The following is a 22,329-nucleotide window of genomic DNA, read 5'->3' as shown; positions in this document are numbered from 1 at the left end:
GGGCACCGAACGACGCCGCCGCACCCTCTCCCACCGTGGAGTCGGCGCGGCGGCGTCGTCGTTTTTGCATGCCCTGTTCCGACCGCGGTGTGGGTCCGTCGGCTTCGGGTAGCCTGGCACAGTGGATATTTTCGAGACGCTCTCACGCGAGCGCACCCTGATCAACCCGGCCGCCGATCGTGTCAAAGACATCGCTGCTCTGGCTCGCCCGCGGACCCGGGCCAAAAGAGAGCTGTTCATGGTCGAAGGGCCTCAGGGAGTCCGTGAGGCCCTGGCCGCTCATCGGGACCATCCCGTGCTCGATGCCATCTACGTCACCGAGGCGGCCCTGGAGAAGCATCCCGGTTTGGGGGATGCGATCGCGGCGGCCGAGGGGAGCACGGCTCCCTCGGCCGGCGGCAAACGCCGCAAGGTTTTCATACGGCTAGTAACCGATGAGGTTCTCGCTGCGATGTCCGATGCCTTGACTCCTCAGGGCGTGATCGCTGTGGCGCACGTTGAGCCCAGCCTCGGCAACAGTCCGTGGGCTGTCGGTCATGATCCCGGGCTGATCGCTGCAATGGTGCGTGTACAGGATCCGGGTAACGTCGGCACGCTGATCCGTGCCTCCGATGCAGCCGGCGCGGACGCCGCGATCACGACCAAGGGCAGCGTCGACGTTCTGAATCCGAAGACGGTCCGCTCCACAGCCGGTTCGATGTTTCACCTGCCTGTCATGGTCGGCATGGAGATCCACGAGCTCGTCGGCAAGGCACGCAAGAGCGGCATGATGGTTTTGGCCGCTGATGGCTATGGCGACCACAGTTTGGATGACCTGTCCGACGCAGCTGCCCAAGCTCGGGTGGAGAAACGAAAGGACTCCCCGGCCGATGGCATCGATCTCCGACGGCCCACACTGTGGCTCTTCGGCAATGAAGCGCAAGGCCTGACGGATGAGGAAAAGAACCTGGCCGACGCCCGAGTCGCCGTTCCTGTCTACGGACGCGCCGAATCCCTGAACGTTGGGACAGCGGCGACAGTTTGCCTCTATTCGAGCGCACGAGCCAGGCGACCGTAGGTTCTTCGAGCCCGAGGGCACCCTTTCCCACGACGAAGTCCAACATCCGGGAGGCACCACATGGCTGACAACGGCGGAAACAAAGCGATATTTGCGGCGCTAGGCGCCAACTTCGGTATAGCGATCCTGAAGTTCGGGGCGTACTTGCTGACCAAGTCCTCGTCCATGCTCGCGGAATCGATCCATTCCCTGGCGGACACCGGAAACCAGATCTTGCTCCTCATCGGTGGGAAAGCTTCCAGGAAAAAGGCCGACAAAGAGCATCCCTTCGGCCACGGACAGAATCGTTACATCTATGCTTTTCTGGTCTCGATCGTCATGTTCAGCCTCGGCGGGCTCTTCTCGTTGTACGAGGCTTGGGAGAAATGGCACGAACCCCACGCCATCGAATCGTGGGCGTGGGTCCCGATCGTGGTTCTCGTGGGCTCGATTCTGCTTGAAGGCCGCTCGTTCCTCGTCGCAAACAAACAGGCTCAGCAGAACCGCGGACGTCGTAGTTGGCTGGGCTACCTGCGCGCTGCCAAGTCCCCGGAGCTGCCCGTCGTGATGCTCGAGGACTCGGCCGCCGTAACCGGCCTTGTCCTGGCCCTGGTGGGGGTGGTGATGACGGTCGTTACCGGCGACGGTCGCTGGGATGCGGCAGGTTCGGGGGCGATCGGAGTTCTCTTGGTCGTCGTTGCAGTGTTCCTCGCTGTGGAGATCAAATCCCTGCTGGTCGGGGAGTCCGCCAACCCGGAATCGGAACGCAAAATCCGGGAGGCTATCACCCAGCAGGCCGATACCGATCTGATCCACCTCAAAACGATGCACCTCGGCCCGGAGGAGATTCTGGTGGCCGCCAAAATCGCCGTTGCTGGAAACGTGAGCACCGTAGGTCTTGTGGATGCCATCAACGCAACGGAAGCCAGGATCAGAGACGCGGTACCAGAAGCTCGTGTCATTTACATCGAGCCGGATATCTATCGAGAGAATTACGTGTCCACTGGGCCCGAAAGCGACGACGGGCCAGGCACAAGAGAGGACTGACGCGTGGATAGCTCCGAACAGAAGTACCCGGTGCAGGTTGTAGGCGCCGCGCTCGTCGACGACATATCGGCCCCAACTCGGCTATTGGCAGCTCAACGTTCTGCACCCGCTGCCCTCGACGGATTGTGGGAATTCCCCGGCGGAAAAGTCGAGCCGGGTGAGGATCTGCTGGAGGGCCTGCATCGCGAATTGAGCGAAGAGCTGGGCATAGAAGCGGAGCTCTTCGACGAGGTCGAAGGCCCCCACCCACAAGGGTGGCCTCTCAACGAAAGACTCGCCATGAGGGTGTTCATTGGCACCATTACGACCGGCGACCCTCGGCCGCTTCAAGATCACCGCCAATTGCAGTGGGTTCCCCTGGACGACAGGCAGAGACTTCGGGCCCTTCCCTGGATCCCAGCCGACCTGCCGATCATCGACGCCCTTATCCACAAGGTGAGCTGAGAGACCTCCATATCCTCTAGACTGGGGGTGCTCGAAGACCTCTGGGCCGGATTCCATGCGTCCCGTCGAGGCAATGAGTTCAACGCACAAGCCAGCAATTTCAAGAGATGAGTTGTTCATGACTGAAACGTCGCCGGACAGCGCCGCATCGTCGTCGGGACCTGATCCGGTCCTTGAAGACATGGTGGGCGTCCTGGAAAACGATCCTGAACAGGGTTTGGAGCGCGTCCGCGAGGCATTCGCTGCGGAGGTATCCCAAGCCCTCGAGAGCATCGAGAGCCGAACCCCGGATTTCGAAGCACTCAAGCACGTTCGGCTTCGATTTACCGGCGAAAAGTCGGGCGTGAGCGCTGCGAACCGCCAAATGCGTTCGTTGTCGAATCAGCATAAGAAGGAAATCGGCAAATTGCTGGGCCAGGCGCGCGGCAGGATCACCCAAGCGCTCGAGGCTCGGAATGAGGTGCTGGAAAACGAACATGCGGAACGGATCCTTGTCGAGGAATCTGTTGACGTCACGGCCGGTTCCGGGCACCGGTGCATCGGCGGACGCCACCCGGTGACGCTGCTTCAAGAACAGGCGACTGACATCTTCGTGTCGATGGGCTGGGAAGTCGAGGACGGACCCGAGGTCGAATCCGAGTGGTTCAACTTCGATTCCTTGAACTTCAAGCCGGACCACCCTGCCCGCGAATTGCAGGACACCTTCTTCGTTGATCCCGCGAAGGCCCACTTGGTGCTTCGCACCCACACATCGCCGGTCCAGATGAGGGCTCTGCACAAACGCGAATTGCCGCTTTACATTGTCTGCCCAGGCCGGGTTTACCGGACGGATGAACTGGACTCAACGCATACGCCGGTGTTCCACCAGATTGAAGGACTCGCGGTGGATCGTGGGCTGACGATGGCTGATCTCAAAGGTACGCTCGAGCACTTCGCCCGTCAGATGTTCGGGCCCGAAGCGAAGATCAGGCTTCGCCCCAATTATTTCCCTTTCACGGAGCCTTCGGCCGAAATGGATGTTTGGCATCCGGACGCCAAAGGCGGGCCGCAGTGGATCGAGTGGGGTGGTTGCGGAATGGTTCACCCGAACGTCTTGCGCGCTGGGGGAGTCGACCCGGACCAATACTCCGGATTCGCATTCGGTATGGGCATCGAGCGGACCCTGATGTTCCGCAATGGCGTACCGGACATGCGGGACATGATCGAAGGCGATATCCGCTTCAGCGAGCATTTTGGGATGGAGATTTAATTCAATGCGTATTCCTCTTTCGTGGCTGCGCGAGTATGCGCCCCTCCCTGCGGGTGCCTCAGCGGAGTACCTCATGGAGACCCTCGTTAAGGTTGGGCTTGAAGAAGAAGACGTCCACCGTCCGTCGGACGAGATTTCGGGACCAATTGTGGTCGGTCAGGTGCTGACCATGGAACCGGAGGAACACTCGAACGGCAAGACCGTGAACTGGTGTTCCGTTCGCGTTGTGCCTGAGGGCCAGTCGCAGGAGCTCACCGGCGAAGGCATTGACCCTTCGGGTGTTCAGGGCATAGTCTGCGGAGCCCACAACTTCAAACCGGGGGACAAGGTCGTCGTGACCCTGCCGGGCGCCGTGTTACCGGGAGATTTCCGGATTACGCCTCGTCAGACGTACGGACATGTTTCTGCGGGCATGATCGCTTCTGTGCGTGAGCTCGGAATCGGCGACGACCACGACGGTATCCTGGTTCTCTCGACGTTGGGACTCGACCCGGAACCGGGAACCGACGCTCTCTCACTGCTCGGTCTCGACGACGAAGCCGCGGAGATCAACGTGACTCCAGATCGCGGATATGCCTTTTCGATCCGTGGTGTTGCCCGCGAGTACTGCCACGCCGTCAACGAAAAATTCACGGATCCTGCGGAAGCTTTGGACCAGCGGGCGCCCCACGGAAACGACGCGGGTTACCCGGTTCGGATCAGCGACGAGTCGCCGATCCACGATCGGCAAGGAGCGACCCGATTCGTTGCCCGAACCGTGGCCGACGTTGACCCTGAAGCTCCGACGCCGACGTGGATGTCCTCACGTCTTCGACTTGCCGGAATCCGGTCGATCTCCTTGCCGGTGGATATTTCAAATTACGTCATGTTGGAATATGGACAGCCGCTGCACTTCTACGATGCCGATCGATTGACCGGTGAGATCCAAGTCCGCCGTGCACAGTCCGGGGAATCCCTCACGACCCTCGACGGCAAAGAGCGAAAACTCGATCCGGAAGATCTGTTGATCACCGACGAGTCAGGTCCTATCGGCCTGGCCGGGGTCATGGGTGGTGCCACAACTGAGGTGACCGGCTCAACCAGCCGCATCCTCATCGAGGCCGCGCGTTTCGAGGAGGTATCGATCGCCAGGACCCGGCGCCGTCACAAGCTTCCGTCCGAAGCATCGAAACGGTTTGAACGCGGAGTCGATCCTCTCGTCTGTGCTGCGGCCGCCCAACGGGCAGTCGAGCTCTTGGAGGAGCTGGCTGGTGGACGATCGGAACAGGGCGTGACGGACGTCTTCGAGCACTATTACCCGCATGAAATTCACATGGGAGTCGATTACCCGGGCAAAAGGGTCGGCATGGACTTCCCTCAGGAGGACGTCGTCCGAATCCTCGAAGACATCGGGGCGGAGGTCACCCAGACCGGGGGCGTCCTGCAGGTCACGGCACCTTCGTGGCGCCCCGATCTCAGCGAGGCGGAAGACCTCGCCGAGGAAATCGCTCGGTTGTCGGGTTACGAGAAGATCCCCTCGACTCTGCCGGTCCCTCCGAGCGGCAAAGGACTCACCGTCGAACAATCCGTGCGCCGTCGCTGCCTCAACGCGCTCGCGGCGGCCGGGCTGACCGAGGTCGCCTCGTACCCGTTCGTGAGCGAGGCCGACAACGCGCTTTTCGGGACCCCGGAGACAGATCAACGTGTGGCCGCGATCAAACTGGAGAATCCGATCAGTGAGGCCCTGGGCTACCTTCAAACCTCGCTTTTGCCGGGTTTGGTTCAGGTCCTCAAACGTAATCATTCTCGTGGATTCCGCGACTTGGCACTTTACGAGACGGCCCTTGTCTTCCACCCCAAGGAGCACCTGGGCACTCAACGCATCCCGGCAGTGGGTATCAAGCCGGGCGCAGGAGTCCTTGCCGACCTCAATGCGGGACTGCCTCAGCAGCCGCGTCATATCGCCGCGATTCTGACCGGGAACGATGCTCAGCCTTCCCCGGGTATCACCCCTCGTCCCTACGACTGGCAGGACGCGCTCGATGTGGCCCGCATGATCGCGGATTCGGCCGGAGTAAAGATCGAAATACGCCAGGGACGGCACCAGGCGTTTCATCCCGGCAGGACCGCGGAACTCATGGATTCGGAAGGCCATCATCTGGGATTCGCCGGAGAGCTGCACCCGCAAGTGCTCAAGAACTTGGATCTGCCCGAGCGGACCGTGGCCATGGAGATGGACTTCACTCAATTGGTCAGTCACGCAGGCAAACCGGTGACGGCCGAGCCGATCTCCGGGTACCCCGCTGTTTCCCAGGACGTCGCGCTCGTCGTGGACTCAGATCTGCCGGCGTCGGAAATCCTGGCCACTTTGCGGGAGGGATCCGGAGAGTTGTTGGAGGATGTTCGAGTCTTCGACGACTACCGTGGTCAAGGTATCCAGGAACATAAGAAATCTCTGGCGTGCGCGATGCGCTTCCGAGCGCAGGACCGTACGCTGACCAACGACGAAGCCAGCGAGGCACGAGAGGCCGCGATCGAGCTAGCGTCACAACGCCACGGGGCCGTTCTGCGCGGGTAAACTACCACCAGTCCGCCCCATCGACACCGGGCTTCCCCAGCAACATCCGGTAGACGAGGAGAATCGTGTCACAAGACTTCTTTGGCTTTGACGAAGACGACGAACAAACGGGGCACTACCTTCGCCGCCGCTCCAAATGGCGTTGGCTCGGTGTCTTGATCATTCTGGTCGCCCTGATTCTCGCTGGCCTGCTGATATACGGTGGTGTCCGGTCGTTGCACTCCGCCAAGGAAGATGCTCCCTACGCGGGGCACTCCTGGGTGGTTTCAGGGCAGTTCCTGACATCGACGAACGACCTTCAGACGAAAACGTTCAATGGTGTGTACCAAGGCAAGCTCCCCTCGGACTCGAACGTGTCCTACCAACGGTTCGACGGTGGCGTGAACGACCCTACCGAGGTCAAACCCGGTCAACAGGTTCAGTTCCGAGGGACCCAAACCGGCGCTCAGGACGAAGACTTCCCGCAGAATGTCGATGCTCTGATGGCTGTGGACAAGGGAGTGCTGAAGGTCGTCAAGACCGACGATGCAGGTACTCTCAAACCCGTCACCGATGACAGCGTCTCTGCGGAGAAGCGGAACGGCTGGCTCATGGTGGCAGGTGCGGTCGTGGTGTTCCTGGCCGGAATCGCCGGGGCAATCTTCGCCAGACATAAGACTCGCGAAGAAGAACTCCACGAACAGATCAGTGCATAAACGCTCTCGGTCCGAGGCATAGCCCGCCATTGACCGTAAGAAGGCCCGCCGAGGAATTCCTCGACGGGCCTTCTTGCATGCGGGGGGGGGGGGCGAAACCGCCGCGTTGGTGTCACCTATTAAGGCTGCAACAATACCTTGCCTCGAGTCTTTCGATCTTCCAGATACTGGTGGGCCCGGGCGGCTTCGGCCAAGGCAAAGGTTGCGTCCAGGCTGACCTTCAATCGTCCAGCCAGAACATCGTCGAATAGCTCGCTCATGCGCCATTCGAGTTCTCTCCGATCCCTCAAATACGCTCCTATCGACGGACGCGTCACATACAACGAGCCCATCGCATTGAGTCGCTGGAGATCGAAAGGCGGTACCTGTCCGCTTGCACCTCCGAAGAGAACCGCGACCCCTCGAGGTCGGAGCGTCGTCAAGGAATCCTCGAACGTTGCCTTGCCGACAGAGTCGTACACGACGTCCACTCCGCGGCCGTCGGTCAGCTCACGAACCTCATCCGCGAAATGCTCGTACCGGACCACGTGGTCTGCTCCGTGACGACGAGCGATCTCTTCCTTCTCATCCGTAGAGACTGTCGCGATGACCTTGGCCCCCAGATTCTTGATGAGCTGTATCGCCAAACCACCTACTCCGCCCGCGCCTGCGTGGAATAACACCGTGTCCGACGCACTCACAGGGTAGGTCGAACGCACCAGGTAATGCGCGGTCACACCCTGAAGCGGGAGACACGCGGCGTCCTTCGGATCTATTCCTTCAGGAAGCTTGACTGCCTTGTCGTCTTCGACCAGGAAGTATTCAGAGTAGGTGGCCAAGGCCTGGCTGGTGGCGATCCGATCGCCGACTCGAGCGTGGGTCACACTGGATCCGGCGGCCACAACCACGCCAACTGCTTCGCTTCCGGGCGTGAATGGGTACTTCACGTCGTAGACACCGGAGCGCTGGTAAGTCTCGATGAAGTTGACTCCCGTAGCGACGTTCCTCACCAACAATTGGGTTGCCGACGGGTCCGGGACGGGAGCCTGCTGATCCACCAAGACCTGTGGACCACCGCTCACCGGCGCAACAACGGTTGTCATGGTTTCGGGTATCTGCTCTGACAAGGCCATCTCCTTCGGTTGGACTGTGGTCTCGCGGCCATCCTAGTAGTTGTATGTATAAAGATTTAGTTCATTGTATAAATCTGCGGTACGGTGGGTTCATGACATTTTCGGTAGCAGTATCGGGCGCGACGGGTTATGCCGGTGGAGAGGTCTTACGACTCCTGTCGCAACACCCGGAAGCAGAAGTGACCACGGTGACGGCGAATTCAACGGCCGGTGGTCGCCTTGGCGAACTCGTCCCGAATCTGCGTTCGCTGGCCCATCTGACTGTTCAGGAGACCTTTGCAGATACGTTGGCCGGACACGACGTCGTTTTCCTGGCTCTGCCTCACGGGGCGAGCGGTCCGGTTGCGGCCCAATTGCCCGAAGGCACGCTGGTGATTGACGCCGGTGCCGACCATCGCCTTCGTGACCCAGATGCCTGGTCTCGGTTCTATGGAACCGACCATGCAGGTCATTGGCCTTATGGGCTTCCCGAGCTCATTACTTCGCCCACCCGCGGAGGAGAGATGGCTAAGCAGCGCGAGAACCTGGTGGGCGCCAAGAGGATCGCCGTGCCGGGGTGTTATCCCACGAGCGCCCAGCTGGCCCTGGCCCCGGGATTCGCGGCCAACGTACTAGAACCTCAGGATGTGGTCATCGTTGCTGCTTCGGGCACATCCGGGGCGGGCAAAGCTCTTAAGCCACATCTGATGGCCAGCGAAGCAATGTCTTCGATGTCCCCTTACGGAGTTGGCGGAATTCACCGGCACACACCGGAAATGGAGCAGGGATTTGCTGATGCATCGGGGCGGCAGGTCAGCGTGAGCTTCACGCCTACTCTGGCCCCGATGCCGCGGGGAATCCTGACCACAGCCACGGCCCGGGTCAAAGCAGGAGTCACGTCGAATGATCTCCGGACGATGTGGGATACCGCATACGACCCTGAACCTTTCGTCCACGTGTTGCCGGAAGGCCAATGGCCGACGACGAAGTCGGTGCAAGGGAGCAATCACGCAGTGATGCAACTGGCTTTCGACGAGCACGTGGGGCGTGTGATCGTGACCTGCGCGATCGACAATCTTGCGAAAGGCACCGCCGGCGGCGCCATTCAGTCGATGAACATCGCCCTCGGGCTCGCCGAGACCACGGGCTTGGAACAGGAAGGACTCGTTCCGTGAGCCATGAACCAGCCGAACTTTCCGATGTCGACGTGGAACACGGTCTGTCCGTGGTCCATGGCTTCGAATACTCCGGCGTCGCCGCGGGTCTGAAGGCCAGCGGTGGCAACGACGTCGCCGTCTTGCGCAATCTGGGGCCAGAGTTCTCGGCAGCTGCCGTCTTCACGAGTAACCGCTTCGCTGCGGCTCCGGTCGATTGGTCCCGCCAGGTGGTTGCGGATGGGAGGGCCGACGTCATTCTGCTCAATTCGGGCGGCGCAAACGCCTGCACCGGGCCCGAAGGTTTTCGCAACGCACACCGCAGCGCAGAAGAGGTTGCAGAGTTGACCGGATCGGCTGCGGGTGACGTGCTGATCTGCTCAACCGGATTGATAGGCGAGCAACTGCCGATGGACCGACTGCTGCCCGGCATCAAGAACGCCGTCCGGTCCCTGGGCAGCGGGCCTGAGAATGACGACGCGGCCGCGACCGCGATTATGACCACGGATACGGTTCCGAAGAAGGCGTCCATGACGTTGCAGACTTCCAACGGCCAGGTTCGGATCGGAGGCATTGCCAAAGGTGCCGGAATGCTCGCCCCCGGTTTGGCCACCATGCTCGTCGTGCTCGCAACGGACGCATCATTGGGCGCGGAGGACCTCGACTCCGCGTTGAAGGCTGCGGTGGAGCACAGCTTCAACCGCGCGGATTCGGACGGGTGCATGTCGACGAACGATACGGTCGCCCTCCTGGCCTCCGGTGCAAGCGGCACCAGCCCCGATGTCGAAGAATTCGCCGAAGCCCTCACGAAAGTCTGCGTGAGCTTGGCCCTTCAGCTCATTTCGGACGCCGAAGGGGCCAGTCACGACATCCACGTCACGACCCGGGGAGCTGTGTCGGAGCCCCAGGCACTCGAAGTCTCCCGAGCGGTCTCCCGATCCAACCTCTTCAAATGCGCGATCTTCGGAAATGACCCGAACTGGGGTCGTATCCTCTCCGAGGTAGGCACAACGTCGGCGGACTTCGAGCCCGACGAGGTAGATGTCGCGATCAATGGAGTCAAGATTTGTGCTGGTGGGGCGATCGGGGAAGACCGATCGCTGGTGGACCTCGAGAGCAGCCGGAAAGTCGAGGTCGTCATAGACCTCGGCGCCGGAACTGAATCCGCGACTATTTGGACCAACGACTTGACCCACGACTACGTCGAAGAAAACTCGGCGTACTCGAGCTAGGAGAATCGATCTACCGTGCCACAGCAGAGTGACCAATTGCGGTACGCCTCGGCGCAGAGCAAAGCGGAGACGCTCATGGAAGCGCTCCCGTGGATTCAGCGGTTCGCCGGGAAAATCATGGTCTTCAAATACGGCGGTAACGCCATGATCAGCGAAGAGCTTCGCTCAGCATTTGCGGAGGACATGGTGTTCCTGCGTTCCGTGGGAATCAAACCTGTGGTGGTCCACGGCGGTGGGCCGCAGATATCCACGATGCTCGCTCGACTAGGTATCCCTAGCGAATTCCGCGGTGGATTGCGGTACACCACACCGGAAGCGATGGACGTGGTTCGGATGGTGCTCACTGGGCAGGTTGCTCGTCAGCTGGTGGGTCTCATCAATCAGCACGGTCCCCACGCGGTCGGCATGTCGGGGGAAGACGGAGGCCTATTGCGTGCGCGTCGGATCAAGACCGTCGTCGACGGCGAGGAAGTGGATCTCGGTCTCGTGGGCGAAGTCGTCGGGGTCAACACCACCGCCATCACGTCCATGATCGACGCCGGGAAAATACCGGTCATCTCTTCGATCGCGCCGGAAATACTGGCCGATGGACGAGCCGTCGAAGAAGGCATGCCGCTCGATACGCCGACCGGTGAAGTTTTGAACGTCAACGCGGACACCGCAGCGGCGGCCGTGGCCGCTGCCATTGGAGCGGAAAAGCTCGTGATGCTGACCGACGTCGAGGGTCTGTACGCCGACTGGCCCGACACCGACTCCCTCATCAGCTCCCTGACCACCAAAGAACTGCGGGACTTGGTTCCGCAGCTGGCGGAAGGCATGATCCCAAAGATGAGCGCGTGCCTGGCAGCGGTCGAAAACGGTGTTCCCACGGCTTCGATCGTCGACGGGCGACGAGCCCATTCGCCGCTCTTGGAAATCTTTACAGACTCCGGAATCGGGACCCAGGTGACCGGCACAGCATCGGCTCCCAAGCCGCTCGCCGACTTCGTTCTGGTCAACCCATTCCACACAGCAGAGGAGACCCCATGACGCAGCAAGACCTTCTGGACGATTATCGCAACGACCTACTGGGCGTATTCGGAGATCCGGCTCTCGTTCTCACGGAAGGCAAAGGGTGCCTCGTGACGGATGCGGACGGCCGGACTTACCTTGACCTTCTGGGCGGGATCGCGGTCAACGCTCTGGGACACGGCCACCCGGCATGGACCGAGGCGATATCGCGTCAGGCGGGCCGGCTCAGCCACGTCTCGAACTTCTTTACGACTCCTGAGCAATTGCGGCTCGCCCGAAAGCTCCTCGATATCGCAGGTGCCCCGGACGGAGGGAAAGTCTTCTTCACGAATTCGGGAACCGAAGCCAACGAGGCCGCATTGAAGCTCGTCAGATCTCACGGAAACTCGACCGATCCGCGCAAGAGCAGGCTCTTGGCCCTGAAACACGGCTTTCACGGTCGGTCCACCGGAGCCCTGGCGGTGACCTCCAAGGAGGACTACCGAGCGCCTTTCGAACCGTTGCCGGGCGGCGTCGAATTCATTGATCCTACGGTTGACGCGTTGGAGCATGCCATGGACGAGGACGTCGCCGGGCTCATTCTCGAGCCCATCCAAGGCGAAGCCGGTGTTCACCCTCTGCCGGAGGGATTTCTCGAAGCTGCCCGCCGTCTGACGAAGAACAACGGTGCATTGCTCGTGGTGGATGAGGTTCAGACCGGGATGGGCCGTACGGGCCAGTGGCTCGCGAGCCAGGGCACGCTCTCGGGGGGTCTGGAGCCTGACGTCGTCACCCTTGCCAAGTCCTTGGGCGGGGGGTTCCCCATCGGGGCGATGCTCGCGATGACCCCGGACGCCGTGGACGTCCTGGGGCCCGGAAAACATGGCACGACCTTCGGTGGAAACCCGTTGGCTATGGCGGCGGGGTTGGCGACCATTCAAGCCATTGAAGACGAAGACCTGCTCGAGAATGCGTGGACCATGGGCCGACGCCTCCGGGATGGACTGGGTGCCATCAACGGTGTCGTCGATGTCCGGGGGAGCGGACTTCTCATCGGCTTCGACCTGGAGAAGCCGAATTCAGCGGAAGGGGCTCTCGGCCCAAAAGCCGTCTCGGCCGCCCGAGAACGAGGCTTCATCATCAACGCCACCGGGCCATCGACCCTGCGCCTCGCCCCGCCGCTGATTATCGAAGGCACGCATGTCGATGCCTTCTTGGAGGCCCTCCCGACCATTTTGGAAGCGGCACACGGCGCCTAAAAACGGCCATCGGCCCTTCCACCCTTTCGAGCTACGAAGAATTGAGACCATGACACGCCATTTCCTGGTGGACACCGACCTTTCCCCCGAAGAGCAGAAAGCCGTTCTCGAGCTGGCCGAGGCGATGAAGAAGGACCGCTGGGCGGCCAAACCGTTCGCCGGCCCTCAATCGGTCGCGATCATCTTCGACAAAACATCCACCCGTACCCGATTTTCGTTCGGTGCAGGAGTCAGCGACCTCGGTGGCAATCCATTGATCGTCAATCCTGGGGAGTCCCAGCTCGGTCATAAGGAATCGATTGCGGACACGGCCCGAGTTCTCACACGTATGGTGTCGACCATCGTGTGGCGCACATTCGAGCAGTCGGGCCTCGAGGAGATGGCGGAGTATTCGACGGTGCCGGTCATCAATGCCCTTTCCGACGACTATCACCCGTGCCAGATCCTGGCCGACCTTCTCACGATCAAGGAGCGGTTCGGTAGGACCGAGGGTCTGACCTTGGCTTATCTCGGCGACGCCGCCAACAACATGTCCCATTCGTATCTGCTGGGTGGGGCGACGGCCGGCATGAATGTGCGGGTCGCCGGCCCGGAGGGGTATCTTCCTCGCTCAGAGGTGCTCGACGCCGCGCGGCAGCGTGCGGCCGAGACCGGCGGATCCGTGGTGGCTACGACCGATACGGCAGTGGCCCTCGAAGGCGCGGACGTCGTCGTAACGGATACGTGGGTCTCGATGGGCCAGGAGGACGAGACTGAGGAACGCAAGAGCATTTTCGCCCCGTACCAGGTCAGCGCCGAGGCGATGGACAAGGCCGGCGAATCGGCTATATTCATGCATTGTTTGCCAGCATTCCGTGGATTGGAGGTCGCTTCCGAAGTGATCGATGGTTCGGCCTCGGTTGTATGGGATGAAGCGGAGAATCGGTTGCATGCACAGAAGGCGCTCATGGCTTGGCTGATGAGCGCCTCGGGTCTGGGAAAGGAACGACGATAACGATGGGGATTCCTTCGACCAAGGCCGCGCGTCAGGCTCGCATCATTTCATTGCTCGAGTCGGCGAAGATTCGGTCGCAGTCTGCGCTCGCAGAGTACTTGGAACAGGACGGGGTCCAGGTGACCCAGGCGACACTTTCTCGAGACCTCGTGGAAATCGGCGCCGAGAGAATCCGGGGCTCGGACGGCGTCCTCATCTATTCGGTCTCGGGGTCGGACTCGGTCAAGGAAAGGGATGCGCCAGATCGGTTGAAGGGTCTTTTCCGTGATCTGCTCATTATGGCCGAATCGAGCGGGAACATTGTGATGCTCCGGACCCCCGCGGGTGCCGCCCAATTCCTGGCCTCGGCTCTAGACCACACGGATATTCCGGAAGCTATCGGAACGATCGCCGGCGACGACACCGTGATGGTGGTTTCCCGAGACCCCAACGGGGGGAACGCTCTGGCGCAGCGCTTCCTGGAATGGTCGGAGTAGGGCCAAGATTGGAGGTCCTGGATTAGTCGATGCCCCGCTCGCGGAGCAGCTCCTTCATATCGGCGATGTCGAAGAAGTCCGCGATCGCAGTGGCCGTCTGAGACCCGAGTGAAGGATCCGCGCCTGCGTCGAGGAGCGCGGTCGCGATTTCCCGGTTATTTCGGAAGATCGCGCTCGCGAGTGCAGTCTGACCGCGGTCGTTGAGCCGGTTCAGGTCCGCCCCGCGGTCGATCAGCAGTGAGACGACCTCGGGCTGTTCCCGGTACGCCCCCAGGATGAGCAGGGTGTCGCCTTTGGAATTGGTCAGGTTGACCGGGACGCCTTGGTCGAGGGCCGCACCGAGTTGTTCTGCCTGACCCTCGCGGGCCAGGTCGAAGATTTGATGCAGGACGTCGAGTTCTTGATCGGTCAGCTCCGGGGGGTTCTGTTCCTGGTCCGTCATTGTTTCTCCATCCTCTTATTGTGAACTACTCAAAATAATCGTACAGGACGACTGGCCGACGCACACGGAAGACGTTTCGCCGGCACATAACGCCGTGCCTGCGGTGGGGAAAGTGGGTATGACGCCAATGTGTATAAATACAATAATTTATGTATAGTCATACAAGAACGAGATATGAAGGGCTGGCCGAACGGCCGGTCGCGAACTAGCAGAAAGGTTCACCCATGACGGATCGGGTTGTACTCGCGTATTCGGGAGGATTGGACACCTCCGTGGCCATCGGCTGGATCGGAGAAGCCACCGGGGCCGAAGTGATCGCCGTGGCGGTCGACGTCGGGCAGGGCGGCGAGGACCTGGAGACTGTTCGGCAGCGAGCCCTCGATTGCGGCGCCGTCGAGGCGTACGTCGCAGATGCTCGCGAAGAATTCGCGACCGAATATTGCATGCCCGCGCTCAAGTCCAACTCCCTCTACATGGATGCCTATCCTCTGGTTTCCGCGGTGTCCCGTCCGGTGATCGTCAAGCATCTGGTGAAAGCCGCGAAGCAGTTCAATGCGACGACCGTAGCCCACGGGTGCACGGGCAAAGGCAACGACCAGGTGCGTTTCGAGGTCGGCATCCAGACCCTCGGACCGGATCTCCAGTGCATTGCACCGGTACGTGATCTTGCCCTGACCCGTGAAAAAGCGATCACGTACGCCGAAAATAATGACCTGCCGATCGTGACGACCAAGTCCAATCCGTTCTCGATCGACCAGAATGTGTGGGGAAGGGCCGTGGAAACCGGGTTCCTCGAGGACATCTGGAACAAGCCGACCAAGGACGTCTACGACTACACGGACGATCCGACCTTCCCGCCGGCCGTTGACGAAGTCACCATTACTTTCGAACAGGGAATTCCGGTTGCCATTGACGGTCAGTCGGTGACTCCTCTCGAGGCCATCGAGATCATGAATCGTCGAGCTGGTGCTCAGGGGATCGGTCGGATCGACGTCGTCGAGGATCGCCTTGTTGGAATCAAGTCCCGCGAGATCTACGAGGCTCCCGGTGCGATGGCTCTCATCGCCGCCCACAAGGAGCTCGAAAACGTCACCATCGAGCGTGAACAGGCTCGTTTCAAGAAGACGGTCGACCAGCGGTGGACGGAGCTCGTCTACGACGGTCAGTGGTTCTCCCCGCTCAAGAAGTCCCTCGACGTCTTCGTGGACGACACGCAGAAAATGGTCAACGGTGAGATCCGCATGGACCTGCACGGTGGACGGGCCACCGTTACGGGGCGGCGGTCCAATACTTCTCTGTATGACTTCAACCTGGCGACCTATGATGAGGGCGACAGCTTCGATCAGTCCCAGGCACGAGGATTCATCGAACTCTTCGGTATGTCCTCCAAGGTCGCGTCCGCTCGTGACCAGCGGTTGGGACTGTAGTCAGCAGTACCTCTTGGCTCTGCCCGCCGGTCCGCGACCGGCGGGCAGAGGTCGATGTCGAGGACCGAGCCCACGGTGGGCGGTAATGAAAGGCGAACGGTGACTTCAACCCACGATAAGCACGGAACCAACGACGGCGCCCTCTGGGGCGGACGCTTTGCAGGCGGACCGTCGGAAGCGCTCGCGGCCCTGAGCAAGTCGACCCAGTTCGACTGGCGGCTGGCTCCGTACGACATCGCTGGATCGCGCGCTCACGCCCGCGTTCTGCACGCAAAGGAGCTGCTCAGCGACGATGAGCTGACGGGCATGCTCGCGGCCTTGGACGAGTTGGAAGAGGACGTCCGCACGGGAGCGTATGTTCCTGCGGACTCCGACGAGGACGTCCATGGTGCGTTGGAGAAAGGGCTCATCGAACGGGCAGGCGTGGATCTGGGCGGCAAACTCAGAGCTGGCCGCTCGCGCAATGATCAGATCGCGACTCTTGGTCGCATGTACCTCCGGGATCACGCATCACTCTTGGCCCGGGGGGTTCTGGATGTGATCGATGCACTCATCTCGCAGTCGGAAAAGCATCCTTACGCCCCGATGCCGGGCAGGACGCACTTGCAGCACGCCCAGCCGATCTTGCTGTCCCATCAACTCCTGGCCCACGCATGGGCGCTCTCGCGCGACCTTGAACGCCTTCGCGACTGGGACAAGCGTGCCGCGGTATCCCCGTACGGCTCCGGAGCTCTCGCGGGATCGTCCTTGGGACTCGATCCGAAGGCCGTCGCCCAAGATCTCGGTTTCGACTCGGCAGCGCATAATTCGATCGACGGGACGGCCGGTCGCGATGTCTATGCAGAATTCTCCTGGATCGCGGCGATGATCTCGGTTGACTTGTCCCGCATTTCGGAAGAAGTCATCCTTTGGGCTACCAAAGAGTTTTCCTTCGTCAAGCTCCATGATTCCTTCTCGACCGGATCCTCGATCATGCCCCAGAAGAAGAATCCGGACATCGCAGAGTTGGCCAGAGGCAAATCCGGCCGTCTGATCGGCGATCTCGCTGGTCTGCTGGCGACTCTCAAGGCGTTGCCTCTCGCGTACAACAGGGATCTGCAAGAGGACAAAGAACCCGTCTTCGACGCGATCGACCAGCTCGAGGTCTTGCTGCCCGCGGTCTCGGGCATGATCGAGACGCTGGAATTCAACATCGAACGGCTGGCAGAACTTGCTCCGCAAGGTTTTGCTTTGGCGACCGATGTCGCCGAATGGCTTGTGCGTCAAGGGGTCCCGTTCCGTGTGGCTCACGAAATCGCGGGAGACGCCGTGCGCGTCTGCGAGCAAAAGGACTGCGAGCTCTGGGATCTGTCCGACGAGGACTTCGCTCAGATCTCGGAACACTTGGTACCTGCGGTCCGAGAGGTTTTGACCGTCGAAGGTTCCTTGAACTCGCGTGCCTCCCAGGGTGGCACGGCTCCGTCGGCCGTGAAGGCGCAGCTCGAAGCGTTGAAGACGGCGCTCGGTCCCGACAGGAAGTTTGCGGAGCGTCTCCGCATGATCGACTGACCTCGCTCCGGTCTCCATGTGACAAGCAAGAACAGCCCGGGCTCGCCGACCGTTTGATTGCGTGCCATGCTGCCTCGGTGAGTTATCTCGCCAGGGCAGTGTGGCGTACTCTGTTGTGTGCACTTTTCGTCCAATGGGGCCTTGCGCGCCCGGAAGTCAGGCGAGTTATGAACGAGTCCATCACGCCCACCGCGGACACCCGCGTTGCCAAGACCATCGACAAGGTGTGTGCGGTCATCCCGAACTATCCGGAACCGGGAATCATCTTCAGGGACCTGACTCCGCTGTTCGCGGACGGTGCGGCATTCCGTGAAGTCATCGACGCCCTCCTGAACCGCTTCGAGGGCCAATTCGATGTCATCGCGGGCGTCGAGGCGCGCGGCTTTCTCCTGGCCTCGGCAGCAGCGTATGCCGCGGGTGTCGGGGTCATGCCGGTTCGCAAAGAAGGAAAATTGCCGCGGGAAACCTACGCCGAGTCGTACAAGCTCGAATACGGGACCGCGACCCTGGAAATCCATCGCGACGATATTCCCGCTGGCAGCAGAGTCCTGATCCTCGATGACATTCTCGCGACCGGAGGGACTCTCGGCGCTGCCGTCAAACTCATGGAACGGGCCGGGTTGGACGTGATCGGAATCGGCGTCGTCATGGAACTTGACGGGCTGAACGGGCGATCAAATCTCCAAGGGCATAACGTCAGCGCCCTCTACACGGTCTAGACTCTTTACTCTTCAGCAACCACATCTCGGACTTTCTAGGGAATTTCAGAACGCCTATGTCTACCCCTCACGAGGACGCCCCGCAGAAGGCGACCCCCGAAAACACAGATCACGAGGCCTATGAGCGGCAGCTCGAGGAGGCCATGAGCCATGAGCGTGCCTACGTGGACCGCCTCTACACGCGCCTGGACGAACTCCGGGAAGAAAATCGGGGAAAACTCGCCGATGTGCGCCGCACCGGTTCGGCAGGGAGCCATCAAAATCGATCCGAACGAGACGCCTACGCGACGTTCTACGAGGACAGGCTCGCCCAGCTTGACGCCGTGGACAACCGTTTGGTCTTTGGCCGTTTGGACCTCGATGACGAATCGACCCGCTATATCGGGCGCATTGGCCTGGCCGACCAGAATCATGAGCGCCTCATGGTCGATTGGCGCGCCCCGGAGGCGGGAACCTTCTACCAGGCGACCGCGTTCGAGCGGCAGGGCGTTCAGCGGCGTCGCCACCTGATTCTGGACAGACGCACTCTCAAGAACATCGAGGACGACGTGCTCGACCCGGAATTCCTCGACAGCGAGGAGGTGCTGCACGGCGAAGGCGCATTATTGGCTGCTCTGAACCGCAAGCGCACGGGTCGGATGAACGACATTGTCGCTACCATTCAGGCAGAACAGGACCGCATCATCCGCGCGGACCTCGCCGGGATCCGGGTTGTCCAGGGCGGGCCGGGAACGGGCAAGACTGCGGTCGCACTTCACAGAGCCGCGTACCTGCTCTATACCAATCGTGAGCGGCTTCAGAAGTCCGGGGTCCTTGTCGTCGGGCCGTCTTCCTCCTTCATGTGGTACATCGAACGCGTCCTGCCGTCCCTCGGGGAGACCGGCGTCGTGATGTCCTCGCTGGCTACCCTCTTCCCTGGCATTCGTGCGGTTCCGGAAACCGATCCGCGGGTTGCGCGCATCAAGGGAGCCTTGGAGATGGCTCAGGTCGTCAAGAAGGCAGTCGCCGACCGCCAGAAGGTTCCTCAGCAAATCCAAGAACTTTATGTTGATTCCTCGAAGGTTCAGCTCAGGCCGAGGCAGGTCAAGCATGCGCGAGAGCGTGCCCGCGCCACCGGAAAGCCCCATAACCAGGCACGGGAGACCTTCGTCAAGATCCTTGTGCAGGATCTGGCGGACCAGCTCGAAAAGCAACTCAACGAATCGAGCGGCAACGACATGGATCGTTCCTACCTCGTCGAAGACGTGCGTCAGTCGCGCGATGTCCGAGTGGCCCTGAATCTTGCCTGGATGCCGATGACTGCCGAGATGCTGGTCCGTGACCTGTTTTCGAAGCGTCAATACTTGGAGTCGGCGGCATCGCATCTGACGTCGGAGGAGATCGATGCGCTGCTCCGGCCCAAGGACGCGCCTTTCACCGAGGCCGATGTGCCCCTCTTGGATGAGGCCGCCGAATTGCTCGGCGACTTCGAGGCGGCCGTCGGTCAGTCCGCCGCACGGGCGGCGGCGGAGCGCAATTTCAATCTCGAAAACGCGACCAAGACCCTGGAGAACGTCGACGCGGCTTTGGAAGACATGGGCGTCAATGGCGTGGTGACCGCGGAGATGCTTGCGGGGTACAACGAAGTCGGTACAGCACGAATGACCGCCGCCGAAGCCGCGAATTCCGATCGTACTTGGGCGTATGGGCACGTCGTCGTGGACGAGGCACAAGAGCTCTCGCCGATGCAATGGCGCCTCCTGATGAGGAGGTGCCCCATGAAATCCTTCACGATCGTCGGTGATATCGCTCAGGCCTCGGCCGCCGCATCGTCCTCCAGTTGGCACGAGGCCCTGGAACCCTTCGCGGGGGAGCGGTACACGCTCGACGAACTGACCGTCAACTACCGTACTCCGTCGCAGATTTCTGACGCAGCGGTGTCGATGGCCCAGGCCGCGGGGCTCGATGTCTCGGCCCCACGGGCGGTTCGTGAGGGCCAATGGAGTCCTGAGGTGATCCGCACCGACGACGTACTCGGTGCGTTGAAACGTCGACTGCGGCAGGACCTGTCCGCGGTGGCCGGTGGGTTGGTCGGCGTCATCGTGGCCGAGCCCGACTACGAGCGCGTGGTCAGGGCGGTGACCGAGGAGTTCTCGGATTTGACGGGAACCTCGGAGACAGCCCTTGAACGGCAGATCCTGGTTCTGACCCCGTGGGAAGCCAAGGGGCTCGAATTCGACACCGTCGTGATCGCGGAGCCCGGGTCGATGGTGGATGCGGCGTACGGAACCGTCGGCGATCTCTACGTGAGCATGACCCGCCCGACGCAGCGGTTGGCGTTGATCGCTTCCCACGATGTGCCCGCTGGACTGGAGGAATGGACGACGGATTCCCTGTCTTCGTAGGGGATAGGAACTGTGATGAAAGAAGCAATGACGCATGGCGAATGGTAGCGTGAACCGCGTGACGAATAATCCCGTGATCGACTCGGTGCATGGATTGCACGAACAGTCCAATGACCAGAGTTTTGACAATATCTGGCAGGAACTTGTGTGGCGTGGTCTGGTCCACGTCTCGACCGACCAGGAAGCCTTGGAGAAGGCCCTGGCGGAAGAAACGGTCACCTATTATTGCGGGTTCGACCCCACGGCAGCGTCCTTGCACTTGGGACACCTGGTCCAGCTCCTCGTCATGCGCCGGCTCCAGCTAGACGGTCACAAACCGTTGGGCCTGGTCGGTGGGTCGACAGGTTTGATCGGGGACCCCCGCCAAACCGCGGAGCGCACCTTGAATTCGCGTGAGGTCGTGGCCGACTGGGTCGATGCCCTGCGTGGCCAGGTCCAGCGTTTTCTCTCCTTCGAAGGCGAAAACGCGGCGCGAATGGTCAATAATCTGGACTGGACCGGAGGACTGTCGGCCATCGACTTTCTGCGGGACATCGGCAAGAACTTCCGCGTGGGCACGATGATCAAAAAAGAGATTGTGGCCAAAAGGCTCAATTCGGATGAGGGTATCTCGTACACGGAGTTCAGCTATCAGATTCTGCAGGGTATGGACTTCCTGGAGCTCTACCGTCAGTACGGATGTACTTTGCAATCCGGCGGTTCCGACCAATGGGGCAATCTGACCTCGGGAACCGAGCTTGTTCGCAAGGTCGAAGGGGAAACGGTCCACGCCATCGGGACTCCTCTGATCACCAATTCGGACGGTACCAAGTTTGGCAAGTCCGAGGGGAACGCCATTTGGCTGGATCCCGAGCTCACGAGCCCGTACGCGTTCTACCAGTTCTGGCTCAATACCGCTGACGCCGACGTTGTCGACCGACTCAAGGTATTCACTTTCCGCACTCGCGCGGAGATCGAAGAGCTGGGGCGCAAGACCGAGGAAGAGCCCTTCCGTCGTGAAGCGCAGAAGACGCTCGCTTATGAGGTCTGCTCTCTGGTCCACGGAGTCGACGCGACCGAAAAGGTCATTGAAGCTTCCAACGCGTTGTTCGGCAAGGGCGACTTTGCCGCGTTGGATGAAGCAACCCTCGTGGCCGCGACGGCTGAACTGCCGCATGCGGAAGTAGACGGCTCCGATCTTTCCCTGATCAACCTATTGGTCAGCACCGATCTGTGCGAGTCCAAATCCGCGGCCAGGCGCACTCTCAAGGAGGGCGGGGCCGCCGTGAACAACGTCAAGGTCCAAGGCGAAGACGCGGAAGTAGGCCCTGAGCAGCTGCTTCACGGCAAGTACGCGATCATTCGCCGTGGCAAGAAGAACATGGCAATGGTGACCGTGCGCAGCAAATAGCTCGCGGACACCTGCCGACGACGGCCCGGAAGCCACCTCTTGAGGTAGTTTCCGGGCCGTTTTGCCTTGTCATGCTGGGGTTGTGGGGGTGTGTGGCGTGTTTCACGTGGTTTCGAGTTGGTGTTGGTGTTTGTGGGTGTGTAAAGTCTTTTCTTGTCGCCGCGAGGCACGGGGGGACTTGTTCTGACAGGTTCT

At 61.0% G+C, this 22,329-nt stretch carries 19 protein-coding genes; 17 read left to right on the top strand and 2 right to left on the bottom strand.

Translation table 11 applies throughout. From position 1 onward, the window contains the following. Positions 1–121: 121 nt before the first annotated feature. The 6 genes from EWR20_RS10145 to EWR20_RS10120 all read left to right on the top strand — a co-directional run bounded on the left by EWR20_RS10145 (position 122) and on the right by EWR20_RS10120 (position 7,028). A complete protein-coding gene (locus tag EWR20_RS10145; protein ID WP_129360569.1) occupies positions 122–1,057 on the top strand; it encodes a TrmH family RNA methyltransferase in 936 nt (311 codons plus the stop codon). A 60-nt stretch (positions 1,058–1,117) separates the two neighbouring features. Further along, positions 1,118–2,083 carry a cation diffusion facilitator family transporter gene (locus EWR20_RS10140; protein ID WP_129360568.1) on the top strand — a complete coding sequence of 322 codons (966 nt, stop codon included), beginning with the start codon at positions 1,118–1,120 and terminating at the stop codon, positions 2,081–2,083. 3 nt (positions 2,084–2,086) lie between these two features. Next, the gene (locus tag EWR20_RS10135; protein ID WP_129360567.1) at positions 2,087–2,527 is read left to right on the top strand and encodes a (deoxy)nucleoside triphosphate pyrophosphohydrolase; all 441 of its coding nucleotides are present in this window, start codon (positions 2,087–2,089) and stop codon (positions 2,525–2,527) included. Between the two features lie 118 nt (positions 2,528–2,645). Continuing rightward, entirely contained in the window at positions 2,646–3,776 is a 1,131-nt protein-coding gene (pheS, locus tag EWR20_RS10130) for a phenylalanine--tRNA ligase subunit alpha (protein WP_129360566.1), read from the top strand. A 4-nt stretch (positions 3,777–3,780) separates the two neighbouring features. After that, positions 3,781–6,333, top strand: coding sequence for a phenylalanine--tRNA ligase subunit beta (gene pheT / locus EWR20_RS10125; RefSeq protein WP_129360565.1), 2,553 nt, complete (start codon positions 3,781–3,783; stop codon positions 6,331–6,333). Positions 6,334–6,398: 65 nt separating this feature from the next. Continuing rightward, positions 6,399–7,028: a hypothetical protein gene (locus EWR20_RS10120; RefSeq protein WP_129360564.1), complete on the top strand. Its 630-nt coding sequence runs from the start codon at positions 6,399–6,401 to the stop codon at positions 7,026–7,028. A 119-nt stretch (positions 7,029–7,147) separates the two neighbouring features. Here EWR20_RS10120 and EWR20_RS10115 read toward each other — a convergent pair whose 3' ends face one another. Next, positions 7,148–8,110 carry a quinone oxidoreductase family protein gene (locus EWR20_RS10115; RefSeq protein WP_129360824.1) on the bottom strand — a complete coding sequence of 321 codons (963 nt, stop codon included), beginning with the start codon at positions 8,108–8,110 and terminating at the stop codon, positions 7,148–7,150. A gap of 122 nt (positions 8,111–8,232) precedes the next feature. Between EWR20_RS10115 and argC the strand changes: the two genes are divergently transcribed. From argC to EWR20_RS10085, 6 genes are all read left to right on the top strand, one after another. Next, positions 8,233–9,294 carry an N-acetyl-gamma-glutamyl-phosphate reductase gene (gene argC, locus EWR20_RS10110; RefSeq protein WP_129360563.1) on the top strand — a complete coding sequence of 354 codons (1,062 nt, stop codon included), beginning with the start codon at positions 8,233–8,235 and terminating at the stop codon, positions 9,292–9,294. Positions 9,295–9,338: 44 nt separating this feature from the next. After that, entirely contained in the window at positions 9,339–10,505 is a 1,167-nt protein-coding gene (gene argJ, locus EWR20_RS10105; RefSeq protein WP_129360823.1) for a bifunctional glutamate N-acetyltransferase/amino-acid acetyltransferase ArgJ, read from the top strand. A gap of 75 nt (positions 10,506–10,580) precedes the next feature. After that, complete coding sequence (gene argB / locus EWR20_RS10100) at positions 10,581–11,534, top strand: acetylglutamate kinase (protein ID WP_129360822.1); 954 nt, start codon at positions 10,581–10,583, stop codon at positions 11,532–11,534. Continuing rightward, on the top strand, positions 11,531–12,754 hold the full coding sequence (locus tag EWR20_RS10095) for an acetylornithine transaminase (RefSeq protein WP_129360562.1): 1,224 nt from the start codon (positions 11,531–11,533) through the stop codon (positions 12,752–12,754). Before argB ends, EWR20_RS10095 begins: the two co-directional genes overlap by 4 nt. Before the next feature lie 49 nt (positions 12,755–12,803). Continuing rightward, positions 12,804–13,748, top strand: a complete 945-nt coding sequence (gene argF, locus EWR20_RS10090; protein WP_129360561.1) for an ornithine carbamoyltransferase — start codon at positions 12,804–12,806, stop codon at positions 13,746–13,748. A gap of 2 nt (positions 13,749–13,750) precedes the next feature. Then, positions 13,751–14,224 (top strand): arginine repressor, encoded by a 474-nt coding sequence (locus EWR20_RS10085; RefSeq protein WP_129360560.1) that lies wholly within the window; start codon positions 13,751–13,753, stop codon positions 14,222–14,224. A gap of 22 nt (positions 14,225–14,246) precedes the next feature. On the opposite strand, the gene EWR20_RS10080 is transcribed toward EWR20_RS10085, so the two are convergent. Beyond that, on the bottom strand, positions 14,247–14,666 hold the full coding sequence (locus tag EWR20_RS10080; protein WP_129360559.1) for an ankyrin repeat domain-containing protein: 420 nt from the start codon (positions 14,664–14,666) through the stop codon (positions 14,247–14,249). Between the two features lie 224 nt (positions 14,667–14,890). Between EWR20_RS10080 and EWR20_RS10075 the strand changes: the two genes are divergently transcribed. The 5 genes from EWR20_RS10075 to tyrS all read left to right on the top strand — a co-directional run bounded on the left by EWR20_RS10075 (position 14,891) and on the right by tyrS (position 22,134). Further along, positions 14,891–16,093 carry an argininosuccinate synthase gene (locus EWR20_RS10075; protein WP_129360558.1) on the top strand — a complete coding sequence of 401 codons (1,203 nt, stop codon included), beginning with the start codon at positions 14,891–14,893 and terminating at the stop codon, positions 16,091–16,093. Positions 16,094–16,147: 54 nt separating this feature from the next. Next, positions 16,148–17,641, top strand: a complete 1,494-nt coding sequence (gene argH / locus EWR20_RS10070; RefSeq protein ID WP_129360557.1) for an argininosuccinate lyase — start codon at positions 16,148–16,150, stop codon at positions 17,639–17,641. A 167-nt stretch (positions 17,642–17,808) separates the two neighbouring features. Further along, positions 17,809–18,360, top strand: a complete 552-nt coding sequence (locus EWR20_RS10065) for an adenine phosphoribosyltransferase (RefSeq protein ID WP_129360556.1) — start codon at positions 17,809–17,811, stop codon at positions 18,358–18,360. Between the two features lie 56 nt (positions 18,361–18,416). Further along, positions 18,417–20,744 carry a HelD family protein gene (locus EWR20_RS10060; protein ID WP_129360555.1) on the top strand — a complete coding sequence of 776 codons (2,328 nt, stop codon included), beginning with the start codon at positions 18,417–18,419 and terminating at the stop codon, positions 20,742–20,744. A gap of 58 nt (positions 20,745–20,802) precedes the next feature. After that, positions 20,803–22,134, top strand: coding sequence for a tyrosine--tRNA ligase (gene tyrS, locus EWR20_RS10055; protein WP_371811894.1), 1,332 nt, complete (start codon positions 20,803–20,805; stop codon positions 22,132–22,134). The last annotated feature ends 195 nt before the right edge of the window (positions 22,135–22,329 follow it).

Origin of the sequence: Rothia uropygioeca (genome assembly GCF_004136585.1) — a bacterium.
Classification (GTDB): Bacteria; Actinomycetota; Actinomycetes; order Actinomycetales; family Micrococcaceae; genus Rothia.
Note: the sequence above shows the minus strand (reverse complement) of the source record. Positions and strands in the feature narration are given on the sequence as shown.